The organism is Streptococcus sp. FDAARGOS_522, assembly GCF_003812445.1.
Classification (GTDB): domain Bacteria; phylum Bacillota; class Bacilli; order Lactobacillales; family Streptococcaceae; genus Streptococcus; species Streptococcus agalactiae.
On the sequence record NZ_CP033808.1, the window covers coordinates 205976 to 227263 of the forward strand.

Consider the following 21288-nt stretch of genomic DNA (forward strand, 5'->3'; position numbering starts at 1 on the left):
AGGAGACATATATGGCATATATTTGGTCTTATTTGAAAAGGTACCCCAATTGGTTATGGCTTGATTTACTAGGAGCTATGCTTTTTGTGACGGTTATCCTAGGAATGCCCACAGCCTTAGCGGGTATGATTGATAATGGCGTTACAAAAGGTGATCGGACTGGAGTTTATCTGTGGACGTTCATCATGTTTATATTTGTTGTACTAGGTATTATTGGGCGTATTACGATGGCTTACGCATCTAGTCGCTTAACGACAACAATGATTAGAGATATGCGTAATGATATGTATGCTAAGCTTCAAGAATACTCCCATCATGAATATGAACAGATAGGTGTATCTTCACTAGTGACACGTATGACAAGCGATACTTTTGTTTTGATGCAATTTGCTGAAATGTCTTTACGTTTAGGCCTAGTAACTCCTATGGTAATGATTTTTAGCGTGGTTATGATACTAATTACGAGTCCATCTTTGGCTTGGCTTGTAGCGGTTGCGATGCCTCTTTTGGTAGGAGTCGTTTTATATGTAGCTATAAAAACAAAACCTTTATCTGAAAGACAACAGACTATGCTTGATAAAATCAATCAATATGTTCGTGAAAATTTAACAGGGTTACGCGTTGTTAGAGCCTTTGCAAGAGAGAATTTTCAATCACAAAAATTTCAAGTCGCTAACCAACGTTACACAGATACTTCAACTGGTCTTTTTAAATTAACAGGGCTAACAGAACCACTTTTCGTTCAAATTATTATTGCAATGATTGTGGCTATCGTTTGGTTTGCTTTGGATCCCTTACAAAGAGGTGCTATTAAAATAGGGGATTTAGTTGCTTTTATCGAATATAGCTTCCATGCTCTCTTTTCATTTTTGCTATTTGCCAATCTTTTTACTATGTATCCTCGTATGGTGGTATCAAGCCATCGTATTAGAGAGGTGATGGATATGCCAATCTCTATCAATCCTAATGCCGAAGGTGTTACGGATACGAAACTTAAAGGGCATTTAGAATTTGATAATGTAACATTCGCTTATCCAGGAGAAACAGAGAGTCCCGTTTTGCATGATATTTCTTTTAAAGCTAAGCCTGGAGAAACAATTGCTTTTATTGGTTCAACAGGTTCAGGAAAATCTTCTCTTGTTAATTTGATTCCACGTTTTTATGATGTGACACTTGGAAAAATCTTAGTAGATGGAGTTGATGTAAGAGATTATAACCTTAAATCACTTCGCCAAAAGATTGGATTTATCCCCCAAAAAGCTCTTTTATTTACAGGGACAATAGGAGAGAATTTAAAATATGGAAAAGCTGATGCTACTATTGATGATCTTAGACAAGCGGTTGATATTTCTCAAGCTAAAGAGTTTATTGAGAGTCACCAAGAAGCCTTTGAAACGCATTTAGCTGAAGGTGGGAGCAATCTTTCTGGGGGTCAAAAACAACGGTTATCTATTGCTAGGGCTGTTGTTAAAGATCCAGATTTATATATTTTTGATGATTCATTTTCTGCTCTCGATTATAAGACAGACGCTACTTTAAGAGCGCGTCTAAAAGAAGTAACCGGTGATTCTACAGTTTTGATAGTTGCTCAAAGGGTGGGTACGATTATGGATGCTGATCAGATTATTGTCCTTGATGAAGGCGAAATTGTCGGTCGTGGTACCCACGCTCAATTAATAGAAAATAATGCTATTTATCGTGAAATCGCTGAGTCACAACTGAAGAACCAAAACTTATCAGAAGGAGAGTGATTGTATGAGAAAAAAATCTGTTTTTTTGAGATTATGGTCTTACCTAACTCGCTACAAAGCTACTCTTTTCTTAGCGATTTTTTTGAAAGTTTTATCTAGTTTTATGAGCGTTCTGGAGCCTTTTATTTTAGGGTTAGCGATAACAGAGTTGACTGCTAACCTTGTTGATATGGCTAAGGGAGTTTCTGGGGCAGAATTGAACGTTCCTTATATTGCTGGTATTTTGATTATTTATTTTTTCAGAGGTGTTTTCTATGAATTAGGTTCTTATGGCTCAAATTATTTTATGACTACTGTCGTTCAAAAAAGTATCCGTGATATCCGTCATGATTTGAATCATAAAATCAATAAAGTTCCTGTATCGTATTTTGATAAGCACCAATTTGGAGATATGTTGGGACGTTTTACAAGTGATGTTGAAACGGTCTCAAATGCTTTACAACAGAGCTTTTTACAGATTATCAATGCTTTTTTAAGTATTATTTTAGTAGTCGTTATGGTACTTTATCTAAATGTACCATTAGCCATGATTATCATTGCTTGTATTCCTGTAACTTATTTTAGTGCACAAGCGATACTAAAAAGATCCCAACCTTACTTTAAAGAACAGGCAAAGATTCTGGGAGAACTGAATGGTTTTGTACAAGAGAAATTAACTGGTTTCAATATCATAAAATTATATGGTAGAGAAGAGGCGTCTAGTCAAGAATTTCGTGATATAACGGATAATCTACGTCATGTAGGTTTCAAAGCTAGCTTCATTTCAGGAATTATGATGCCAGTATTGAATGGTATCTCTGATTTTATTTACCTTATCATTGCATTTGTTGGCGGTTTACAAGTTATTGCTGGTACCTTAACAATTGGTAACATGCAGGCATTTGTGCAGTATGTTTGGCAAATTAGTCAACCCGTTCAAACCATTACACAATTAGCAGGTGTTTTGCAAAGTGCAAAATCTTCCTTAGAACGTATTTTTGAAGTCTTAGATGAAGAAGAGGAAGCCAATCAAGTCACTGAAAAATTGAGCCATGACTTAACCGGTCAAGTCAGCTTTCATGGTGTCGATTTTCACTATTCTCCGGATAAGCCACTTATCCGCGACTTTAACTTAAACGTAGAACCAGGGCAAATGATTGCAATTGTAGGGCCAACAGGTGCAGGTAAGACAACACTTATAAACTTACTCATGAGATTCTACGATGTTAGTGAAGGTGCTATCACCGTAGATGGTCACGATATTAGACACCTATCACGCCAAGATTTCCGGCAACAATTTGGCATGGTGTTGCAAGATGCTTGGTTATATGAAGGTACAATAAAAGAAAATCTTAGATTCGGTAATCTTGAAGCCAGTGATGAGGATATAGTTGCTGCTGCCAAAGCTGCGAATGTTGACCACTTTATTCGAACGTTACCTGGTGGCTACAATATGGTGATGAATCAAGAATCAAGCAATATCTCCTTAGGACAAAAGCAACTGTTGACTATTGCACGTGCTTTATTAGCAGATCCTAAAATTTTAATTTTAGATGAAGCGACTTCATCTGTTGATACAAGGTTGGAATTGCTTATTCAAAAAGCTATGAAAAAATTGATGGAAGGAAGAACTAGTTTTGTCATTGCACACCGTCTATCAACGATTCAAGAGGCAGACAACATTTTAGTTCTAAAGGATGGTCAAATCATCGAACAAGGTAATCACCAGCACCTCCTAGCAGATAAAGGATTTTATTACGAATTATATAATAGCCAATTTTCAAATAGTAAATGACGTCATCAATAGATAAAAAAAGGACATGAAACATGTCCTTTTAATAATTAATACGAGTAAAAGTGTAAATAGCCGAAGCTCCAATTGCTATTAATATAAAGGCTACAAATCTTCCAATGATGGCTGCTGATAAGGTAGGTTGAATCAGTAAAATAATACCTAAAATGAGTGCAATATAAGCCGAACGTTTATAGGATTTGGCACCTGGGAAATTAATTTTTTGCATTTGGAAACCACCCAAAAGTCGTAAAATACCAGATACCAGTAGCCAGTATGCTAAAATAGTCATGACAGTATTTGAAAGTGACATTGCTGAGCTGGATAGTAAAATGATACCAAAAATAATAGCAAGGATACTCTGAACCAGATACCAAGGGCTACGGTGATAAGAATCAGCTTGCAAGTAGCGTACTAAATTTGAAATGCCATAAATAAAGATAAATAAAGCAATGAACCAACCCAGAGTTGCTACAACCGTTACAGGATTTATAAAGAGATAGAAGCCAGCTAATAAGGCAATTATACCTCCAACAAGTGGGAACCATTTCATATAGATACTCCAATCAAATATTTGTCTCATTATAGAACGAAAGTCAGTAAAAGTCAAAGAATTACCTTTAAAATTGCTCCTAAGAATGATACCATAGCAAATAGTTGACAAGAAAATTCTGACAATTTATAATGCTAACTATATTAAAACAATACGGAGGAAAATAAATGACAAGCGGAAAGACATATGTAGCAAGTGTTTTAGAGAAAGTGAAGAAGCAAAATGAGCATGAGGAAGAATTTCTACAAGCGGTTGAAGAGGTTTTTGAGTCACTAGTACCAGTTTTTGATAGATACCCTCAGTACATTGAAGAAAATCTTTTAGAACGTTTGGTTGAGCCTGAGCGCGTGATTTCTTTTAGAGTTCCATGGGTAGATGATAAAGGTCAGGTTCAAGTTAACCGAGGATATCGTGTACAATTTTCATCAGCTATTGGTCCTTATAAAGGTGGTTTACGTTTTCACCCTACAGTAACACAATCTATTGTCAAATTTTTAGGATTTGAACAAATTTTTAAGAATTCACTGACAGGTCTACCAATTGGTGGTGGCAAAGGAGGGTCGAACTTTGATCCAAAAGGGAAATCAGATAATGAAGTGATGCGTTTCACACAAAGTTTTATGACCGAACTTCAAAAATACATTGGACCAGATTTAGATGTGCCGGCTGGCGATATTGGAGTAGGTGGACGTGAAATTGGTTACCTTTATGGTCAATATAAGCGTTTAAATGGTTATCAAAATGGTGTTTTAACCGGAAAAGGTCTGACTTATGGTGGCTCTTTGGTTCGTACAGAAGCAACTGGTTATGGGGCAGTCTATTTTGCTAAAGAAATGCTAGCAGCGCGTGGTCAAGATTTAACTGGCAAAGTTGCACTGGTTTCGGGATCTGGTAACGTGGCTATTTATGCTACTGAAAAATTACAAGAGTTGGGTGCAACTGTTGTAGCTGTGTCAGATTCTTCAGGTTATGTTTATGATCCAGATGGTATTGACCTTGAAACTTTGAAACAGATAAAAGAGGTTGAAAGAGCACGTATTGTCAAATATACAGAGAAACATCCAAAAGCTAATTTCACACCAGCAGATCAAGGTAGTATCTGGTCTATTAAAGCAGATTTAGCTTTCCCGTGTGCTACTCAAAACGAATTAGACGAAGAAGACGCTAAGTTATTAGTTGAAAATGGTGTCTTGGCAGTAACAGAAGGAGCAAATATGCCATCTACCTTGGGTGCTATTAAAGTTTTCCAAAAGGCAGGGGTTGCTTTTGGTCCTGCTAAAGCTGCCAATGCAGGAGGAGTAGCTGTTTCAGCGCTTGAAATGGCACAAAATTCTAGTCGTAGGGCATGGACTTTTGAAGAAGTTGATCAAGAATTGCAACGTATTATGAAAACTATTTTTGTGAATGCTTCCGAAGCGACTGATGAATTTGGCGATAGTGGTAACCTGGTTCTAGGTGCTAACATTGCAGGCTTTTTAAAAGTTGCTCAAGCTATGTCTGCACAAGGTATTGTTTAATCTCTTATCATAGTCCTTAGCTAACCTATGGTATACTAGTATTATCATAATAGAGTTAGGTTAAAATAAATGATAAAACCAATTGTTAGAGATACTTTCTTTTTACAACAAAAATCACAAATGGCTAGTAGAGCAGATGTGAGCTTAGCAAAAGATTTACAGGATACTTTGCATGCTAATCAAAATTATTGTGTAGGTATGGCAGCAAATATGATTGGTAGTCTGAAGCGTGTCATTATCATCAATGTGGGTATTACAAATTTAGTAATGTTTAACCCTGTATTAGTTGCAAAATCGGATCCATATGAGACAGAAGAATCCTGCCTTTCTCTCGTAGGTTGCAGAAGTACACAACGATATCGTCACATTACGATTTCTTATCGTGATATCAATTGGAAAGAACAGCAAATCAAGTTGACAGATTTTCCAGCTCAAATTTGTCAACACGAGTTAGATCATTTGGAAGGCATATTGATATAAAAATAGGTTTGGATAAAATATCCAAACCTATTTTTATTATTTCATATGTTTTTTCTTTGTATTTAAAGCAATTCCTATAAGTCCAACACCAAAGACAGACATAAGGAATGATTGTCCATATTCAGAGTTTGTTTTTGGTAATTGTTTTGATTTTACAGTAGTGGAGTTTGATGGTTTGCCATAATTTCTCATAGGGTTAATAGCTGTAAATTGGTGTAATTGTTTTTTGTGAATTGTAGTTACAGGGTTGATTTTTGTAGATTTTGATTTTGTTTGGTTTAAAGTGTCTGATACAATCTCTTGTGCTACAATATTTCCTTGTCGATCTAAATAAAGTTTCTTAATAATGCTATGTGTACCATCATTTTGTGTAATAGTTTCATTAACCATCTTCATAGTGACATAGATTTTAGGTTTATTATTTGGAACGCTCACTTTTTTACCAGCTTTTTCTAAATCAGTGATATAGGCCATAAATACCTCTGTATCGGGATTAATGGCTCCTAGAAGTTTGGCATTTCTGAAGCTTGCAAAGCCATCACCACCACCGAATAAAAAGTCATTGATAACTAATTTGTATTTTGCATCAGGATTGATTTCTTCACCATTTGATTTATAAGCTTTTACAACTTTAAATGGTGTTTCTTCTCCGCCCTCTTTATTATCTGTGTAAGTGTATCGCAGACCAGCTATTTGAAGGAAGAAATTTTGTTTTTGGTCGTATTGTTCGTTGAGTGCTTTATAAAGATCTCTACCAGTAATTTCGACGACTTGTAAGATATTACCAAAAGGTTGAACTGCTTGTGCAGCTCCCCAGGTGATTGTTCCATCTGGTTTGATGAGTAAGTCAGCACGAATGCCACCATTATTTGTCATGGCAAAATCGATATCTGGCCAGCTTTTTCGAGCAATTGCTAGTTGAGCCTCTGTGATGAGGCTGCCTACTGGACTAACATTATCTTGATCAACAGAACGCGTAATCATGCCACTTACCTCGGCAGTACCAATTTTAGCTTCTGTTACTTGTTTAACGATAGTATTAGCTTGGTCAACAATGGCTTGAATATCGGCACTACCTGTTTTTTTACCAGGAGCAACTGCAACTACTTTAGCTGAAGGGGTTTCAATGAAATCTTGTGTATCAGTATCTAGGACACCACGTACGTCAGCATAGGCTTTTCCTTGAGAGAGCGCTTGTACAATGCGAGTTTTACCAACAAGACCATTTGTATATTGATGATTGTGTCCAGCAAAGACAATATCTACGCTATTTTCAGGGAAGAGTTGATTGACTTTTTTCATCATTTCTGCTGCTTCACCTTCAGCAATATCATCCTTGCTTGTTGCAGGTACATGAGCAAGGACTACAATAGCCTTGACATTTTTAGCTTGTAATTCTTTGGCGTATTTAACGATTGTTTCAGCTTCATCTAAAAATTCATATTGTTCATAATTTTTACGTAAGACAAGGTTTGGGATGTCTTTGGTAACGATTCCGATAAAGCCAACGTTCACACTTTTGTTATTTACAGGAATATTTTTAATAGCGTAAGGTTTCCAATTGTAAGGGATTTGTTTGTTAACTTTATCAATAACGTTTGCCACTACAATTTCTTGTTTTGCAGCTTCGTGTGGGTATGATTTCGTAATATTATTTATATTAGAATCTGGAGCAGGGGCCTTTCCAGTAACGATACGATTGTATTCTGCCAAACCTTCATCAAATTCATGGTTACCTAATGTGCCATACTCAACATTCATTGCATTAAATGTTTTAACGGTTGGTTCATCTTGAAGAAGCCCTGAGTTAGCTGGACTTGCTCCAACCATATCACCAGCTTGAACTCTAATGCTTTCACCATTAGGGTTAGTTTGTTTGAAATCTTTTTGAGCATCATCCATATAAGCATCTAATTGAGCAGCAGTGCCAGCATTAGTAACTTTTCCGTCAGGCATATTTGCTGTTCCAGTATTGTCAAGTGCACCATGAAAGTCATTGACGCCTATAACTTGGACGCCGACTTGGTCAGCGAATGCGCTTGAGAACATAATAGAAGTCCCAGCGACTAAACCAAGGACACTACTTTTCAAAATAATTTTCTTTTTCATTTAAATCTCCTGTAAATTAAATAAATATTACATTTGTATTTTACTATCATTTACATTAAAAATCAATATAAATTTATAATTAAAAATATAAAAAGCGAACATATATTTTTAATATTAAAAAGTAAGCGAAATCATTTTTTATTTGACGAATGATAGGTTTTTTTTAGAAATATTAATGTAAAAATAGTTCTCACGGTAACTTTTAATTGACAATTAATAAAGGTTGTTTTAAAATAGTTCTCACGATAACTATTAAAGGAGTATTATTATGGAGAATCCTCTTCAAAAAGCACGAATACTTGTTAATCAACTTGAAAAGTATTTAGATCGTTATGCAAAAGAGTATGATGTTGAACATTTAGCGGGTCCACAAGGACACTTAGTGATGCATCTCTATAAACATCCTGACAAGGATATGTCTATAAAAGATGCTGAAGAAATTTTACACATCTCTAAGTCTGTAGCTTCTAATTTGGTAAAACGGATGGAAAAAAATGGATTTATTGCGATTGTTCCATCTAAGACAGATAAGCGTGTGAAATACCTTTATTTGACTCATCTAGGTAAACAAAAGGCTACACAATTTGAAATTTTCTTAGAAAAATTGCACAGTACCATGTTAGCAGGTATTACTAAAGAAGAGATACGTACTACCAAAAAGGTTATTAGAACATTAGCTAAAAATATGGCGATGGAAGATTTTGATTAACTATTTTAGGATAATAGGATAAATATGAAAGTAAAAGGAGTTTGCGATGTTTAATATTTTCAAGCGACTCAATGGTAAAGAATGGTTGATGATTGTGGCGAGTACTATATTAGTGTGTCTAGCGGTTTGGATGGACCTAAAGACTCCAGAATATATGTCTGATATCACACGTATGTTGCAAACTAAAGGTACAAAGTTAGAGGCTCTTTGGGATCCTGGACTAAAAATGCTTGCCTTTTCATTTGGTAGTTTTTTAGTAGCAGTAATGGTAGGTTTTTTAGGTGCTAGGACAGCAGCTAGTTTTACTAGTCGATTACGTTCAGATATTTTTAACCATGTGATGGATTATTCTGATGCAGAAATTAAGCGATTTTCTATCCCCTCTCTATTAACGCGCACAACTAACGACTTGACTCAGCTACAGATCCTTATTGTAATGGGAATGCAGGTTGTTACCCGTGGACCAATTATGGCAATATGGGCTTTGACTAAAATTTGGGGTAAAAGCGATCAATGGACTGGGGCAGTTGGAGTAGCGGTTATTATCGTTATGATATTACTTAGCGTTCTACTCTTACTCGCTTTTCCGAGACAACGTCAAATCCAAGGTTTTACAGATGCGCTTAATGCAACTACTAGAGAGGCACTCTCTGGTGTTAGAGTTATTCGTGCCTACAATGCTGAAAAGTATCAAACAGATAAGTTCAAACGTGAAAATGACGATTTAACAAAATTGAACCTTTTTGTTTATAGATTGATGTCGCTTATGAATCCTGTGATGACAGTGGTTTCATCTGGATTGACTTTAGCTATTTATTGGATTGGCTCTTATTTGATTAATGATATCTCTGTGCCTAAAGTTACAGGAACAAGTGTATCTGTATTGGCTGCTAAATCAGCTATCACTGATCGAGTGGATCTTTTTTCAAACATGGTTGTTTTTTCATCTTATGCTATGCAAGTTGTTATGGGATTTATGATGATGGTAGCTATTTTTATCATCATGCCTCGTGCTTTAGTATCGGTTAGACGTATTAATGAGGTACTAACTTTAGCCCCAACAGTAACTTTTAAAGAAAATAGTCATATTCAAAGTGCACAAAAAGGTCAAATTGAGTTTCAAGATGTGTCATTTCATTATAGTAAAGATTCTGAAGCGGTTATTGAACATGTATCTTTCAAAGCAGATACTGGTCAGACAGTGGCATTTATTGGGTCTACAGGTTCTGGAAAATCCACTTTAGTCAATTTAGTTCCACGTTTTTATGACGCCACAGAGGGGGCAATTAAACTTGATGGCATTGATATAAAGGAATACTCTCACAATGATTTGAATAATAAAATTGGCTATATTCCACAGAAAGCTGTTCTCTTTAGTGGGACAGTACGTTCTAATATGATTTTGGGAGAGAGTGGCAGGGAGGAACTTAGTGATGAAGAAATTTGGCAAGCACTCGAATTAGCGCAAGCTAAAGAATTTATCGAGGCTAAAGAAAAAGGATTAGATACAGAAGTCGCTCAAGGTGGTAGTAACTTTTCAGGAGGACAAAAACAACGCTTGGCAATTGCACGTGCTTTAGCACGTCACCCTGAAATTCTCATTTTTGATGACTCATTTTCAGCGTTAGATTATAAAACAGATCATATTTTACGCCATGAGCTGAAAGAAAAAACAGCTGCTATGACGAAATTAATTGTCGCTCAACGCATTTCAACTATCATGGATGCTGATCTCATTTTAGTGCTAGATCAAGGTAAAGTTGTTGGGCAAGGAACACATAAGGAATTGTTATCAAATAATGAAGTGTATCAAGAGATAGCCTATTCTCAATTGTCTAAGGAGGAATTGGAAAATGAAAACTAAATCACAAAAAACGTCTTTTTTCTCTAATTTGTCTCCGTACCTCAAAGGTTACAAACTTCTTTTTGCGTTAGCAATTGTGTTAGCAACTTTATCAAGCTTGACAACAGTTATAGGACCAGACCGTCTTAAAGAGATGACGGATCTTATGGTAAAAGGCTTGGCTGGTAATATTGACTTAGCCAAAATCGGTCATATTGCAGGGCAATTGGCAGTATTATATGTTTTAGGTGCATTAGTATCCTATCTAGCAAGTTTTATTGTAACGACTATTATTCAAAAATTTGCTCAAGGCATGCGCAATGCTATTGCTGATAAAATCAATAAAATACCTTTGAGTTATTTTGATAGCCATACTCAAGGTGATACTTTATCTCGTGTTACAAATGATGTGGATTTGATGACACAGTCTTTTAACCAAAGTTTAGTTACTATGGTTGCATCTACAGTATTATTGATTGGTTCATTAATTATGATGTTCAAAACAGATTGGCATTTAGCAACAACGGCGATTATATCGGTATTTTCAGGATTCGCTCTTTCTTCAATCATTATGGTGAAGAGTCAGCCTTTATTTAAAAAGCAACAGATGAATTTGGCTAATATATCTGGATATGTAGAAGAAATTTACTCAGGACATAACATTGTTACTAGTCATAACGCAAGACAGCAGGCTAAGTCAGATTTTCAACTATTAAATGATAAAATTCACAGTTCCATGTGGAAATCACAATTTTTCTCTGGAATTATGATGCCTCTGATGCAGTTTATTGGTAATTTTGGTTATGTGATGGTGTGTGTGGTTGGTGCCATGTTAGCTATCAAAGGAACAATTACTATGGGTACAATTGTTGCTTTTATGACCTATGTTCGTATTTTTACACAGCCTATTGGTCAGATTGCTCAAGGAATTACACAATTACAGTCTGCTAGTGCAGCCATGGGACGTGTTTTTGAATTTTTAAATGAAACAAATATGCAAGAGGATAAGCACAAAGTGTTAAATCTTCCTAAGTTTAAGGGGTATGTGTCCTTTGAACATGTCAAGTTTGGTTATAGTGATAACAAGACTATTATTCATGACTTTACTTCGGAGGCACAGCCTGGTCAGAAAGTTGCTATTGTAGGACCAACTGGCGCAGGTAAAACGACAATTGTTAATTTATTGATGCGTTTTTATGATGTTAATTCAGGTAGTATTTCCATAGATGACATCAATATCCAAGACATGAAACGTAGTCAAGTTCATGATGCTTTCTCGATGGTTCTTCAAGATATATGGTTGTTTGAGGGAACTATTAAAGAAAATTTGATTTTTAATCAGACGACAATCAGTGACGATGAGGTTCAAGAAGCTGCTAAGGCAGTCGGTGTACATCATTTTATAATGACACTACCTAAAGGGTATGATACTGTCCTTGATGACGCTGTGACATTGTCAGTTGGACAAAAGCAATTATTAACCATTGCTCGAGCTCTTTTGGAAAATTCTCCCTTACTTATCTTAGATGAAGCAACTTCATCTGTTGATACACGTACAGAAGAGTTAATTCAAAAAGCTATGGACAAACTTATGGAAGGAAGAACATCATTTGTTATCGCACATCGTTTATCAACGATTAAAAACGCAGATTTGATTTTGGTCATGAAAGATGGGAATATCATTGAGCAAGGCAGTCATGATGTTTTGATGTCTCAAAGTGGTTTTTATGCTGATCTGTATAATTCTCAATTCGAATCAGCTTAACATGAACATTTTAGAAGGAAATGGGAAGAAAAAATTCTCATTCCTTTTTAGTTTGCCTTAAGTTTCTATGATATAATGGAGCTTAAGAGAGAATAGGAAGGTTTCTTATGGAAACAAATATTTATGGAGATTATGGTCGATATCTACCATTAATTTTAGAAGATTTCAGCCAGCGTATACAATTAGAAAATGATAAAGCTAAGGTTGAAACAGGCTATAAATTGTACGAACATATCATTGGTCGTATTAAGACATCAGATAGTATGATAGAGAAATGTCGTCGTAAACAGTTACCTGTAACAGTAGATTCTGCACTAAAAGCTATTAGAGATAGTATTGGAGTCCGTATTATTTGTGGTTTTGTTAACGATATTTATCAAATTGTAGAACGTATTAAGTCATTTGATGATTGTCGTATTGTAGTTGAAAAAGACTATATCCAGCATGTTAAGCCAAATGGGTATCGCTCTTACCATGTGATTTTAGAAATTGATACTCCCTATCCAGACTGTTTGGGTAATTCAGAAGGTAAATATTACATTGAGATTCAGTTGCGTACAATTGCGCAAGATTCTTGGGCTAGTTTAGAACATCAGATGAAATACAAGCATGATATTGAAAATCCCGAACGAATTGTAAGAGAATTAAAACGTTGTGCTGATGAAATGGCATCTGTTGATTTAACGATGCAAACGATTCGTCAATTGATAGAGAGTGGAACAAAGAAGGAATAAAATGAGAGTATTAATTGCAGAAGATGAAGAACAGATGTCACGTGTCCTTAGTACGGCAATTAGTCACCAAGGTTATGTTGTTGATGTCGCCTACGATGGTCAGACTGCTATTGATTTAGCTAATCAAAATGCATATGATGTCATGGTTATGGATGTCATGATGCCTGTTAAAACAGGTGTTGAGGCTGTCAAAGAAATTAGACAATCAGGAAATAAATCTCACATTATTATGCTAACAGCCATGGCAGAAATTGATGATAGAGTAACAGGTCTAGATGCTGGTGCAGATGATTATTTAACAAAACCCTTCTCTCTAAAAGAATTATTAGCAAGGCTTCGCTCTATGTCCCGAAGATTGGAAGATTTCACACCTAATGTATTGTCATTGGGAAGAGTAACCTTATCAGTCGGTGAACAAGAGTTGCAATGTGAAAACACTATTCGTCTAGCGGGTAAAGAAGCTAAAATGTTAGCATTTTTCATGTTGAACCATGATAAAGAATTATCTACACAACAACTTTTCGAACATGTCTGGGGAGCAGATAAGGACCAAGAAGATGTAGATGAGGGATACGTCTTTATCTATGTTTCTTATTTGAGACAAAAATTGCAGGCAATTAGTGCTAACTTGGAGATTATTGGTCAAGAAGGTAGTAGCTATAAATTAAGTGAAATAAATGGTGGCTAATGTTTAGAAATTTACGACTTCGTTTTATCGGAATAGCTGCGCTAGCTATTCTTGTTGTTTTATTTTCAGTAGTCGGTGTCCTCAACTCTGCTAATCACTATCAAACGAAGAATGAAATTTATCGTGTGTTAACTATCCTTGCAGACAACAATGGACGTATACCGAATAAACTTGAATTTAGTAAAGAATTAGGTGATGACCTATCAACGGACGCTATTTTCCAATTCCGTTATTTCAGTGCGCGAACAGATGCAAAAGGTAACGTGACTAGTTTTGATTCTAGAAATATCTTTGAAGTAAGCGATAGGCAAATAAAAAATTATGCCAAGCGTATCGTATCACAAAATAGTGATTCAGGTCATATTACCTATAATTTTAGTACTTATTCTTATCTACTAAAAAAGGTTGGTAAAAATGATTATTTAGTGGTATTTTTAGATACAACCAACCAATATCTTGATAATCAAAGATTATTGCAACTTTCAATATGGATGTCCTTGGCAAGTTTTATCGTCTTCATGGTAATTGTTTCAGTTTTATCAGGGAGAGTTATCTTACCATTTGTTGCTAACTATGAAAAGCAAAGGCGTTTTATTACCAATGCAGGACATGAACTAAAAACTCCACTTGCTATCATCTCCGCTAATAATGAATTGGTGGAAATGATGAGTGGTGAATCAGAGTGGACTAAATCTACAAATGATCAAATCCAACGTTTAACGGGTCTAATTAATGGCATGGTCAGTCTTGCCCGCTTTGAAGAACAGCCTGATATAAGTATGGTTGACTTAGACTTTTCACATATTACAAAAGATGCTGCAGAAGATTTTAAAGGTCCAATCATTAAAGATGGTAAAGATTTTATAATGAGTATCCAACCAGGTATTCATGTCAAAGCTGAAGAAAAATCATTATTTGAATTGGTTACATTATTGGTTGATAATGCTAATAAGTATTGTGATCCGATGGGGACTGTGACAGTTAAGTTATCACGTTCAAGTCGTTTGAGACGAGCTAAGCTTGAAGTTTCAAATACTTATAAGAATGGTAAAGACATAGACTATAGCAAGTTTTTTGAACGATTTTATCGAGAGGATGAGTCACATAATAACAAAAAATCGGGATATGGTATTGGTCTTTCTATCGTAACTAGTTTGGTGCATCTATTTAAAGGAAGTATCGATGTGAATTATAAACATGATACCATTACCTTTGTCATTTACATTTAAGATTAAAGGGACTGCAATTGTAGTTCCTTTAATTTATGTTATTATCACGTTAAAGTCGCTTTTTTTAAGGATTTATATTAAAATAGTAAGGTAATAGAATTGTAAAGAGAAAAAGATGAAAGAAAAGTTTGGTATAGGAAAGGCTCATAGCAAGATTATCTTGATGGGTGAGCACTCAGTAGTATATGGTTATCCAGCCATTGCTATTCCTTTAAAAAATATTGAAGTAACTTGCCTTATTGAAGAGGCTCCTCAATTAATAGCATTAGATATGACTGATCCTTTGTCGACAGCCATTTTTGCTGCCTTGGACTATTTAGGTAAAACTTCTTCTAAAATTGCATATCATATTGAGTCACAAGTCCCAGAAAGACGTGGTATGGGATCATCAGCTGCAGTTGCTATTGCAGCTATTCGTGCAGTTTTTGATTATTTTGATGAAGATTTGGAGGCAGATTTGTTAGAATGCCTTGTTAATCGAGCAGAAATGATAGCACATTCAAATCCGAGTGGATTAGATGCAAAAACTTGTCTTAGTGAAAATACTATTAAATTTATCCGCAATATTGGTTTTTCAACAGTACCCATGCATTTGAATGCTTATTTAGTTATTGCTGATACAGGAATTCATGGGCATACTAAAGAAGCAGTGGATAAGGTGAAATCATCTGGCGAGGCAGTACTACCCTTTTTAAAAGAATTAGGTTATTTAGCAGAGGCATCAGAGGATGCTATTCATAAAAGTGATTCCAAACAACTTGGTAGCTTGATGACTAAAGCGCATCAAAGTTTAAAACAATTGGGTGTCTCAAGTTTAGAAGCTGATCATCTGGTAGAGGTAGCTATTAGTTGTGGTGCTCTAGGCGCTAAAATGAGTGGCGGCGGATTAGGTGGTTGTATTATCGCACTTGTAAAAGAAAAAAGAGAAGCTGAGCGCTTAAGTCAGCAATTAGAAAGAGAAGGAGCTGTCAACACATGGACGGAAAAAGTATAAGTGTTAAGTCTTATGCTAACATTGCTATTATCAAATATTGGGGAAAAGCAGATGCTGAAAAAATGATTCCAGCTACCAGTAGTATTTCTCTAACACTTGAAAACATGTACACTGAAACACGTTTGACTACCCTTGGGAAGGATGCTAAGAAAGATGAATTTTACATCTCTGGTGTTCTTCAAAATGATCATGAACATGACAAAATGTCAGCTATCTTGGATCGCTTTCGACAAAATAAGTCCGGCTTTGTAAAGATTGAAACAACTAATAATATGCCAACAGCTGCAGGCTTATCATCGTCATCAAGTGGTTTATCAGCCTTAGTAAAGGCTTGCAATGATTTTTTTGGTACTAACCTTAGCCAATCACAGTTAGCTCAAGAAGCCAAGTTTGCTTCAGGCTCTTCTTCACGCTCTTTTTTTGGACCTGTTGCTGCTTGGGATAAAGATAGTGGTGATATCTATAAAGTTCACACTGATTTAGATTTAGCTATGATTATGCTGGTCTTAAATGACAAAAGAAAGCCGATTTCAAGCCGTGAAGGTATGAAAATCTGCACCGAAACCTCAACGACTTTTAATGAATGGGTAAGGCAATCTGAACAAGACTATCAAGATATGTTAGTATACCTAAAAAATAATGATTTTCAAAAGGTAGGTCAACTGACAGAGCGTAATGCACTTGCAATGCACTCAACAACTAAAACAGCAACTCCAGCCTTTTCATATTTGACAGAAGAGACATATAAAGCTATGGATGTTGTGAAGAAACTTCGCGAAAAAGGTCATGAATGTTATTATACGATGGATGCGGGTCCAAATGTTAAAGTACTTTGCTTACGTCAAGACCTTGAGGCATTAGCTGCTATCTTGGAGAAAGATTATCGTATTATTGTTTCAACGACAAAGGAATTAGCAGATGGTTAAGGTGCAAACAGGTGGCAAATTATATATTGCAGGTGAATACGCGATACTGTATCCTGGACAAGTAGCTATTTTAAAGAACATTCCTATTTATATGACTGCATTAGCTACTTTTGCAGATAACTACAGCCTTTATTCTGATATGTTTAACTATACGGCAAGCTTGCAGCCTGATAAGCAATATAGTCTCATTCAGGAAACGATATTGCTTATGGAAGAATGGTTGATTAATTTTGGCAAAAACATAAAACCGATTCACCTCGAAATTACGGGAAAATTAGAGCGCTATGGACTTAAATTTGGTATAGGCTCTAGCGGAAGTGTTGTCGTTTTGACTATTAAAGCTATGGCTGCGCTTTATGAGATAGAGATGCCAAGCGACTTGCTTTTTAAATTATCTGCCTACGTTCTCTTAAAAAGAGGTGATAATGGCTCAATGGGAGATATTGCTTGTATTGCTTATGAGCATTTAATTTCTTATTCAGCTTTTGATCGTAGGGCTGTTTCAAAAATGATTGAAACAAAACCCTTGGAACAAGTATTGGAAGCTGAATGGGGTTATCGTATTACCAAAATACAAGCTTCATTGGAGATGGATTTTTTAGTGGGATGGACAATGCAACCGTCCATTTCAAAAGAAATGATAAATATAGTTAAATCAACTATTACGCAGCGTTTTTTAGATGATACAAATTATCAAGTTGTCCAGTTACTTTCAGCCTTTAAAGAAGGAGATAAAGAAGCGATTAAGAGATGTTTAGAAGAAATTAGCTTGTTATTATTTAATCTTCATCCATCTATTTACACCGATAAACTTCAAAAGCTTAAAGAGGCAAGCAAAGGCCTAGATATAGTCACAAAATCTTCAGGATCTGGAGGAGGCGATTGTGGTATAGCCATATCCTTTAATAAAAATGATAATCAAACTCTAATCAAGCGTTGGGAGAGTGCTGGTATTGAACTACTTAGTAAGGAGACATTGTCATGACAAATCGAAAAGATGATCACATAAAATATGCTCTTAAATATCAGTCGCCTTATAATAGTTTTGACGATATTGAGTTAATACATTCATCCTTACCAAAATATAATGTCAACGATATCGATTTATCAACACATTTTGCTGGTCAAAGCTTTGAATTTCCTTTTTATATCAATGCTATGACAGGAGGTAGTGAAAAAGGGAAAGCAGTCAATCATAAATTGGCACAGGTTGCTCAAGCTACAGGGATTGTTATGGCGACAGGTTCATATTCGGCAGCTCTCAAAAACGATGAAGATGATTCCTACCCAACAACAGACTTGTATCCTGATTTAAAACTGGCGACAAATATAGGGTTAGACAAGCCTTTACCAGCAGCAGAGTCAACCGTTAAGGCTATGAACCCCATTTTTTTACAAGTTCATGTTAATGTGATGCAAGAACTTTTGATGCCTGAAGGAGAGCGTGAATTTCACATGTGGCGTTCTCACTTAAAAGAATACGTCGACAATATCCAATGCCCACTTATCTTAAAAGAGGTTGGTTTTGGGATGGATTTACAATCAATAAAGGATGCTTACGATATAGGTATCACAACTGTAGATATTTCGGGGCGTGGGGGGACTAGTTTTGCTTACATCGAAAATCAACGTGGACGCGACCGTTCGTATCTCAATACCTGGGGGCAAACAACAGCTCAATCTTTAATAAACGCTCAATCTATGATGGACAAAATGGATATCCTAGCATCTGGTGGCATTCGTCATCCTTTAGATATGGTAAAATGTTTAGTGTTGGGTGCTAAAGCTGTTGGACTTTCTAGAACAGTTTTAGAATTAGTTGAGCGTTATCCTGTAGATGATGTTATTGCAATTCTCAATTCTTGGAAAGAAGATTTAAGAATGATAATGTGTGCACTGAATTGTAAAAAAATAACTGATTTACGACAAGTCAATTATATATTGTATGGTCAATTGAAGGAAGCCAATGCTAAATGATATTATTTTTGTGAAGTAGATATAGCTTCCTGTCAAAGTTTCCTTGTAAAACGTCAGAGGTAATAAGATGATTAAACTGTATTATGAAGATGCTTACGACACTGAGCGATGCCAAGTTTTTGAAAATCCAAATGATTTTATTCGAGTTTTAATGGGATGTGTTACTGTTCCTGATAATTATCCTATTACGAAAATGACTTATAAAGATAAAAATATTGCTTATAGTGGTACTTATGGAGATCTCTTCAAGACTTTTATTGAATTTGATTGGTCCACTTTGGACTAGTATAGCTAAAAAGCTAAGGCTGTGAATTGCCTTAGCTTTTTAGCTTTATTTTTCCCATTTTACCATATTTGGACCTGTTGGTACGATGGTATGATGACGAACAGCTCTTCCAAATTTGCCTAAGTAATAGTTATTTTTTATGGATTGTGGATTGGTTAATGTTTTTAAATTAAAGTCATTGTATAAAGTTTTAGCCCAAGAAAAAATATTTGGGTAGTCTTCTAGCGCTTTCTGATTAAGTAGTAGAAGATCACGCCCAGCAATATCCCAGCGGACTAATGGTGTAAAGAAATGAATATCAACCTCACTTAGATTATCTCCGAGCAAGAAAGGACGTTGTCCTAGTAAGTGTTCTTTTTGATCTAGAAAAGTGAAGAATTCCTTACTATAAGTATCATAATCTGCTTGTTTATCAAGAAAAGCTAACTTATACATTAAGCTTTGGAAGTTATTATTAATGTCTTTAATATCATTATCAATAAGTGAAGCAGTTTCTTGGCTGAAAAGGACAGGAGCATCCTCTTGATGCAAATCAGAGAAATCTGTAGTAAAAAGTCGAAGCATATCTGCAGATTCCTTACAGACAATACGATTATCAGTCTTGTCAATTAAAATTGGGATAGTATAAGGACCTTTGTAGGTCGGGTCAGTCAAATGATAAATATCACGAAGCGACTTAGCACCAGTAACCTGTTCTGGTTGGCTAAAAATAAGTCCTATATCACTTGGAACATCATCCACAAAACTGATAGAAATATGTTTATCCAAACCAAGCAGTTGGCGTGCAATCTGCGGACGTTGTGCATAAGGACAAAATTCCCCAACAATCATATGGTAGCGACCTGATTCTACTGGGACTTCCCACTCTTGGTCAATAAATTTAGCAGTAAATGTTGTCATCGTATACTTCCTTTCAATGATATTTATTGCTTTAAGTATAACAAAAAAGAACCTAGACAGATAGTATTTACTCTAATACTTATGTCTAGGTCCTTTTATATTATGGTAATGAGTTAGGAATGATAAACTTTAAGGCTTTAGGGATGACTTCAACTTTTACAGGCAATTGGTCACCTGGATCGCCATCAATACGAACTTTAGGGATAGCTGATTTTTTACGTTTAAAAGTTGAAATAGTCAGATTATTGGTATGAAAATGTTTTATCTCCTTTGCTTGACTAAAATCTCCCTTACGAAATTGTCTTAGATGCAACAATAATTTGAAGAAGTGAATATGTTCCATAGTGTAGACTCTAAAAAGTCCATCATCAATTGTTGCTTCTGGAGAGAAGGCTGGCATACCGGCAATCGAATTGGTCATGGTAATAAGTAGTAACCGCGTGCGTAAAGACCGTACATTATTATCGTAAGCAAGAGTAATAGAATATGATCGATTACGCTTTAATATACGGTAGGCATCACCTACGAAAGCAAAAGGTCCTAATTTACGCTTCATTTCAGAAGTGACATTAGCAGCAATATCAGCAAGGAGCCCAAGTGTTAAACTGCTAATCATGTAATCGTCGTTAACTTTACAGATATCTACGGACTTTACATGACCGTTTAGAAGGTTTTCAAGAGCGAGATTCCTCTCTTGTGGGATGTTCAAAGCTTTTGAAAAGTTATTGACGGTCCCGGCAGGTACTAGTCCGATAGTAGGATAAGCACCACCAGCGTAGACACCACCACAGATTTTATTAATAGTGCCATCTCCCCCTAAAGGAATAACCAAGTCGATATGGTCTTCTGATGCTTTTTTTGCTAAGGCGACAGCTTCCTCAACAGATGAAGGTGTAATGATACGAACATAATCGTCTTGAAAATCATGTTCTATTAAATAAGATTTTACTTCTTGTGCCAATGCTTGTTCATCTTTACCAGATTTTGGATTAAAAAAGATATAAGCACTTTTCATATGTCCACGCCTTCTCTCTAAGATTTAGATGATTATTATTA

The 21288-nt window shown here is 35.7% G+C and carries 19 protein-coding genes; 15 read left to right on the top strand and 4 right to left on the bottom strand.

Going from position 1 to position 21288, the window contains the following annotated elements; translation table 11 throughout:
• Positions 1 to 11: 11 nt before the first annotated feature.
• On the top strand, positions 12 to 1751 hold the full coding sequence (locus tag EGX70_RS01055) for an ABC transporter ATP-binding protein (protein WP_000323506.1): 1740 nt from the start codon (positions 12 to 14) through the stop codon (positions 1749 to 1751).
• Positions 1752 to 1755: 4 nt separating this feature from the next.
• Positions 1756 to 3525 carry an ABC transporter ATP-binding protein gene (locus EGX70_RS01060; protein WP_001227932.1) on the top strand — a complete coding sequence of 590 codons (1770 nt, stop codon included), beginning with the start codon at positions 1756 to 1758 and terminating at the stop codon, positions 3523 to 3525.
• A gap of 40 nt (positions 3526 to 3565) precedes the next feature.
• On the opposite strand, the gene EGX70_RS01065 is transcribed toward EGX70_RS01060, so the two are convergent.
• Entirely contained in the window at positions 3566 to 4075 is a 510-nt protein-coding gene (locus EGX70_RS01065) for an HdeD family acid-resistance protein (protein WP_000870955.1), read from the bottom strand.
• Between the two features lie 167 nt (positions 4076 to 4242).
• Here EGX70_RS01065 and gdhA point away from each other — a divergent pair, with 167 nt between their 5' ends.
• On the top strand, positions 4243 to 5592 hold the full coding sequence (gene gdhA, locus EGX70_RS01070) for an NADP-specific glutamate dehydrogenase (RefSeq protein ID WP_000200448.1): 1350 nt from the start codon (positions 4243 to 4245) through the stop codon (positions 5590 to 5592).
• A 69-nt stretch (positions 5593 to 5661) separates the two neighbouring features.
• Positions 5662 to 6072, top strand: coding sequence for a peptide deformylase (locus EGX70_RS01075; RefSeq protein ID WP_000594936.1), 411 nt, complete (start codon positions 5662 to 5664; stop codon positions 6070 to 6072).
• Positions 6073 to 6108: 36 nt separating this feature from the next.
• On the opposite strand, the gene EGX70_RS01080 is transcribed toward EGX70_RS01075, so the two are convergent.
• The gene (locus EGX70_RS01080) at positions 6109 to 8181 is read right to left on the bottom strand and encodes a bifunctional metallophosphatase/5'-nucleotidase (RefSeq protein ID WP_000726914.1); all 2073 of its coding nucleotides are present in this window, start codon (positions 8179 to 8181) and stop codon (positions 6109 to 6111) included.
• Between the two features lie 268 nt (positions 8182 to 8449).
• Here EGX70_RS01080 and EGX70_RS01085 point away from each other — a divergent pair, with 268 nt between their 5' ends.
• From EGX70_RS01085 to EGX70_RS01135, 11 genes are all read left to right on the top strand, one after another.
• Positions 8450 to 8890 (top strand): MarR family winged helix-turn-helix transcriptional regulator, encoded by a 441-nt coding sequence (locus EGX70_RS01085; RefSeq protein WP_000431168.1) that lies wholly within the window; start codon positions 8450 to 8452, stop codon positions 8888 to 8890.
• A 46-nt stretch (positions 8891 to 8936) separates the two neighbouring features.
• Positions 8937 to 10754, top strand: coding sequence for an ABC transporter ATP-binding protein (locus tag EGX70_RS01090; RefSeq protein ID WP_000481821.1), 1818 nt, complete (start codon positions 8937 to 8939; stop codon positions 10752 to 10754).
• Positions 10744 to 12498: an ABC transporter ATP-binding protein gene (locus tag EGX70_RS01095; RefSeq protein WP_123947837.1), complete on the top strand. Its 1755-nt coding sequence runs from the start codon at positions 10744 to 10746 to the stop codon at positions 12496 to 12498. The genes EGX70_RS01090 and EGX70_RS01095 overlap by 11 nt, the downstream gene beginning before the upstream one ends.
• A 107-nt stretch (positions 12499 to 12605) precedes the next feature.
• Positions 12606 to 13232 carry a GTP pyrophosphokinase family protein gene (locus EGX70_RS01100; protein WP_000449636.1) on the top strand — a complete coding sequence of 209 codons (627 nt, stop codon included), beginning with the start codon at positions 12606 to 12608 and terminating at the stop codon, positions 13230 to 13232.
• A gap of 1 nt (position 13233) precedes the next feature.
• A complete protein-coding gene (locus EGX70_RS01105) occupies positions 13234 to 13920 on the top strand; it encodes a response regulator transcription factor (RefSeq protein ID WP_001264422.1) in 687 nt (228 codons plus the stop codon).
• Positions 13920 to 15149 carry a HAMP domain-containing sensor histidine kinase gene (locus EGX70_RS01110; RefSeq protein ID WP_000489520.1) on the top strand — a complete coding sequence of 410 codons (1230 nt, stop codon included), beginning with the start codon at positions 13920 to 13922 and terminating at the stop codon, positions 15147 to 15149. The genes EGX70_RS01105 and EGX70_RS01110 overlap by 1 nt, the downstream gene beginning before the upstream one ends.
• Positions 15150 to 15264: 115 nt before the next feature.
• Complete coding sequence (mvk, locus tag EGX70_RS01115) at positions 15265 to 16143, top strand: mevalonate kinase (protein WP_000659719.1); 879 nt, start codon at positions 15265 to 15267, stop codon at positions 16141 to 16143.
• A complete protein-coding gene (gene mvaD / locus EGX70_RS01120; protein ID WP_000348826.1) occupies positions 16125 to 17069 on the top strand; it encodes a diphosphomevalonate decarboxylase in 945 nt (314 codons plus the stop codon). Before mvk ends, mvaD begins: the two co-directional genes overlap by 19 nt.
• On the top strand, positions 17062 to 18054 hold the full coding sequence (locus EGX70_RS01125; protein ID WP_000241520.1) for a phosphomevalonate kinase: 993 nt from the start codon (positions 17062 to 17064) through the stop codon (positions 18052 to 18054). Before mvaD ends, EGX70_RS01125 begins: the two co-directional genes overlap by 8 nt.
• Positions 18051 to 19046: a type 2 isopentenyl-diphosphate Delta-isomerase gene (gene fni, locus EGX70_RS01130; RefSeq protein ID WP_000184895.1), complete on the top strand. Its 996-nt coding sequence runs from the start codon at positions 18051 to 18053 to the stop codon at positions 19044 to 19046. Before EGX70_RS01125 ends, fni begins: the two co-directional genes overlap by 4 nt.
• A gap of 67 nt (positions 19047 to 19113) precedes the next feature.
• On the top strand, positions 19114 to 19332 hold the full coding sequence (locus EGX70_RS01135; RefSeq protein WP_000594205.1) for a DUF4649 family protein: 219 nt from the start codon (positions 19114 to 19116) through the stop codon (positions 19330 to 19332).
• A gap of 45 nt (positions 19333 to 19377) precedes the next feature.
• Here the strand turns inward: EGX70_RS01135 and EGX70_RS01140 are convergent, their stop codons facing one another.
• Positions 19378 to 20232: a glutathione S-transferase C-terminal domain-containing protein gene (locus EGX70_RS01140; protein WP_000206683.1), complete on the bottom strand. Its 855-nt coding sequence runs from the start codon at positions 20230 to 20232 to the stop codon at positions 19378 to 19380.
• A 100-nt stretch (positions 20233 to 20332) separates the two neighbouring features.
• A complete protein-coding gene (locus tag EGX70_RS01145) occupies positions 20333 to 21247 on the bottom strand; it encodes a diacylglycerol kinase family protein (protein ID WP_000833762.1) in 915 nt (304 codons plus the stop codon).
• Between the last annotated feature and the right edge of the window lie 41 nt (positions 21248 to 21288).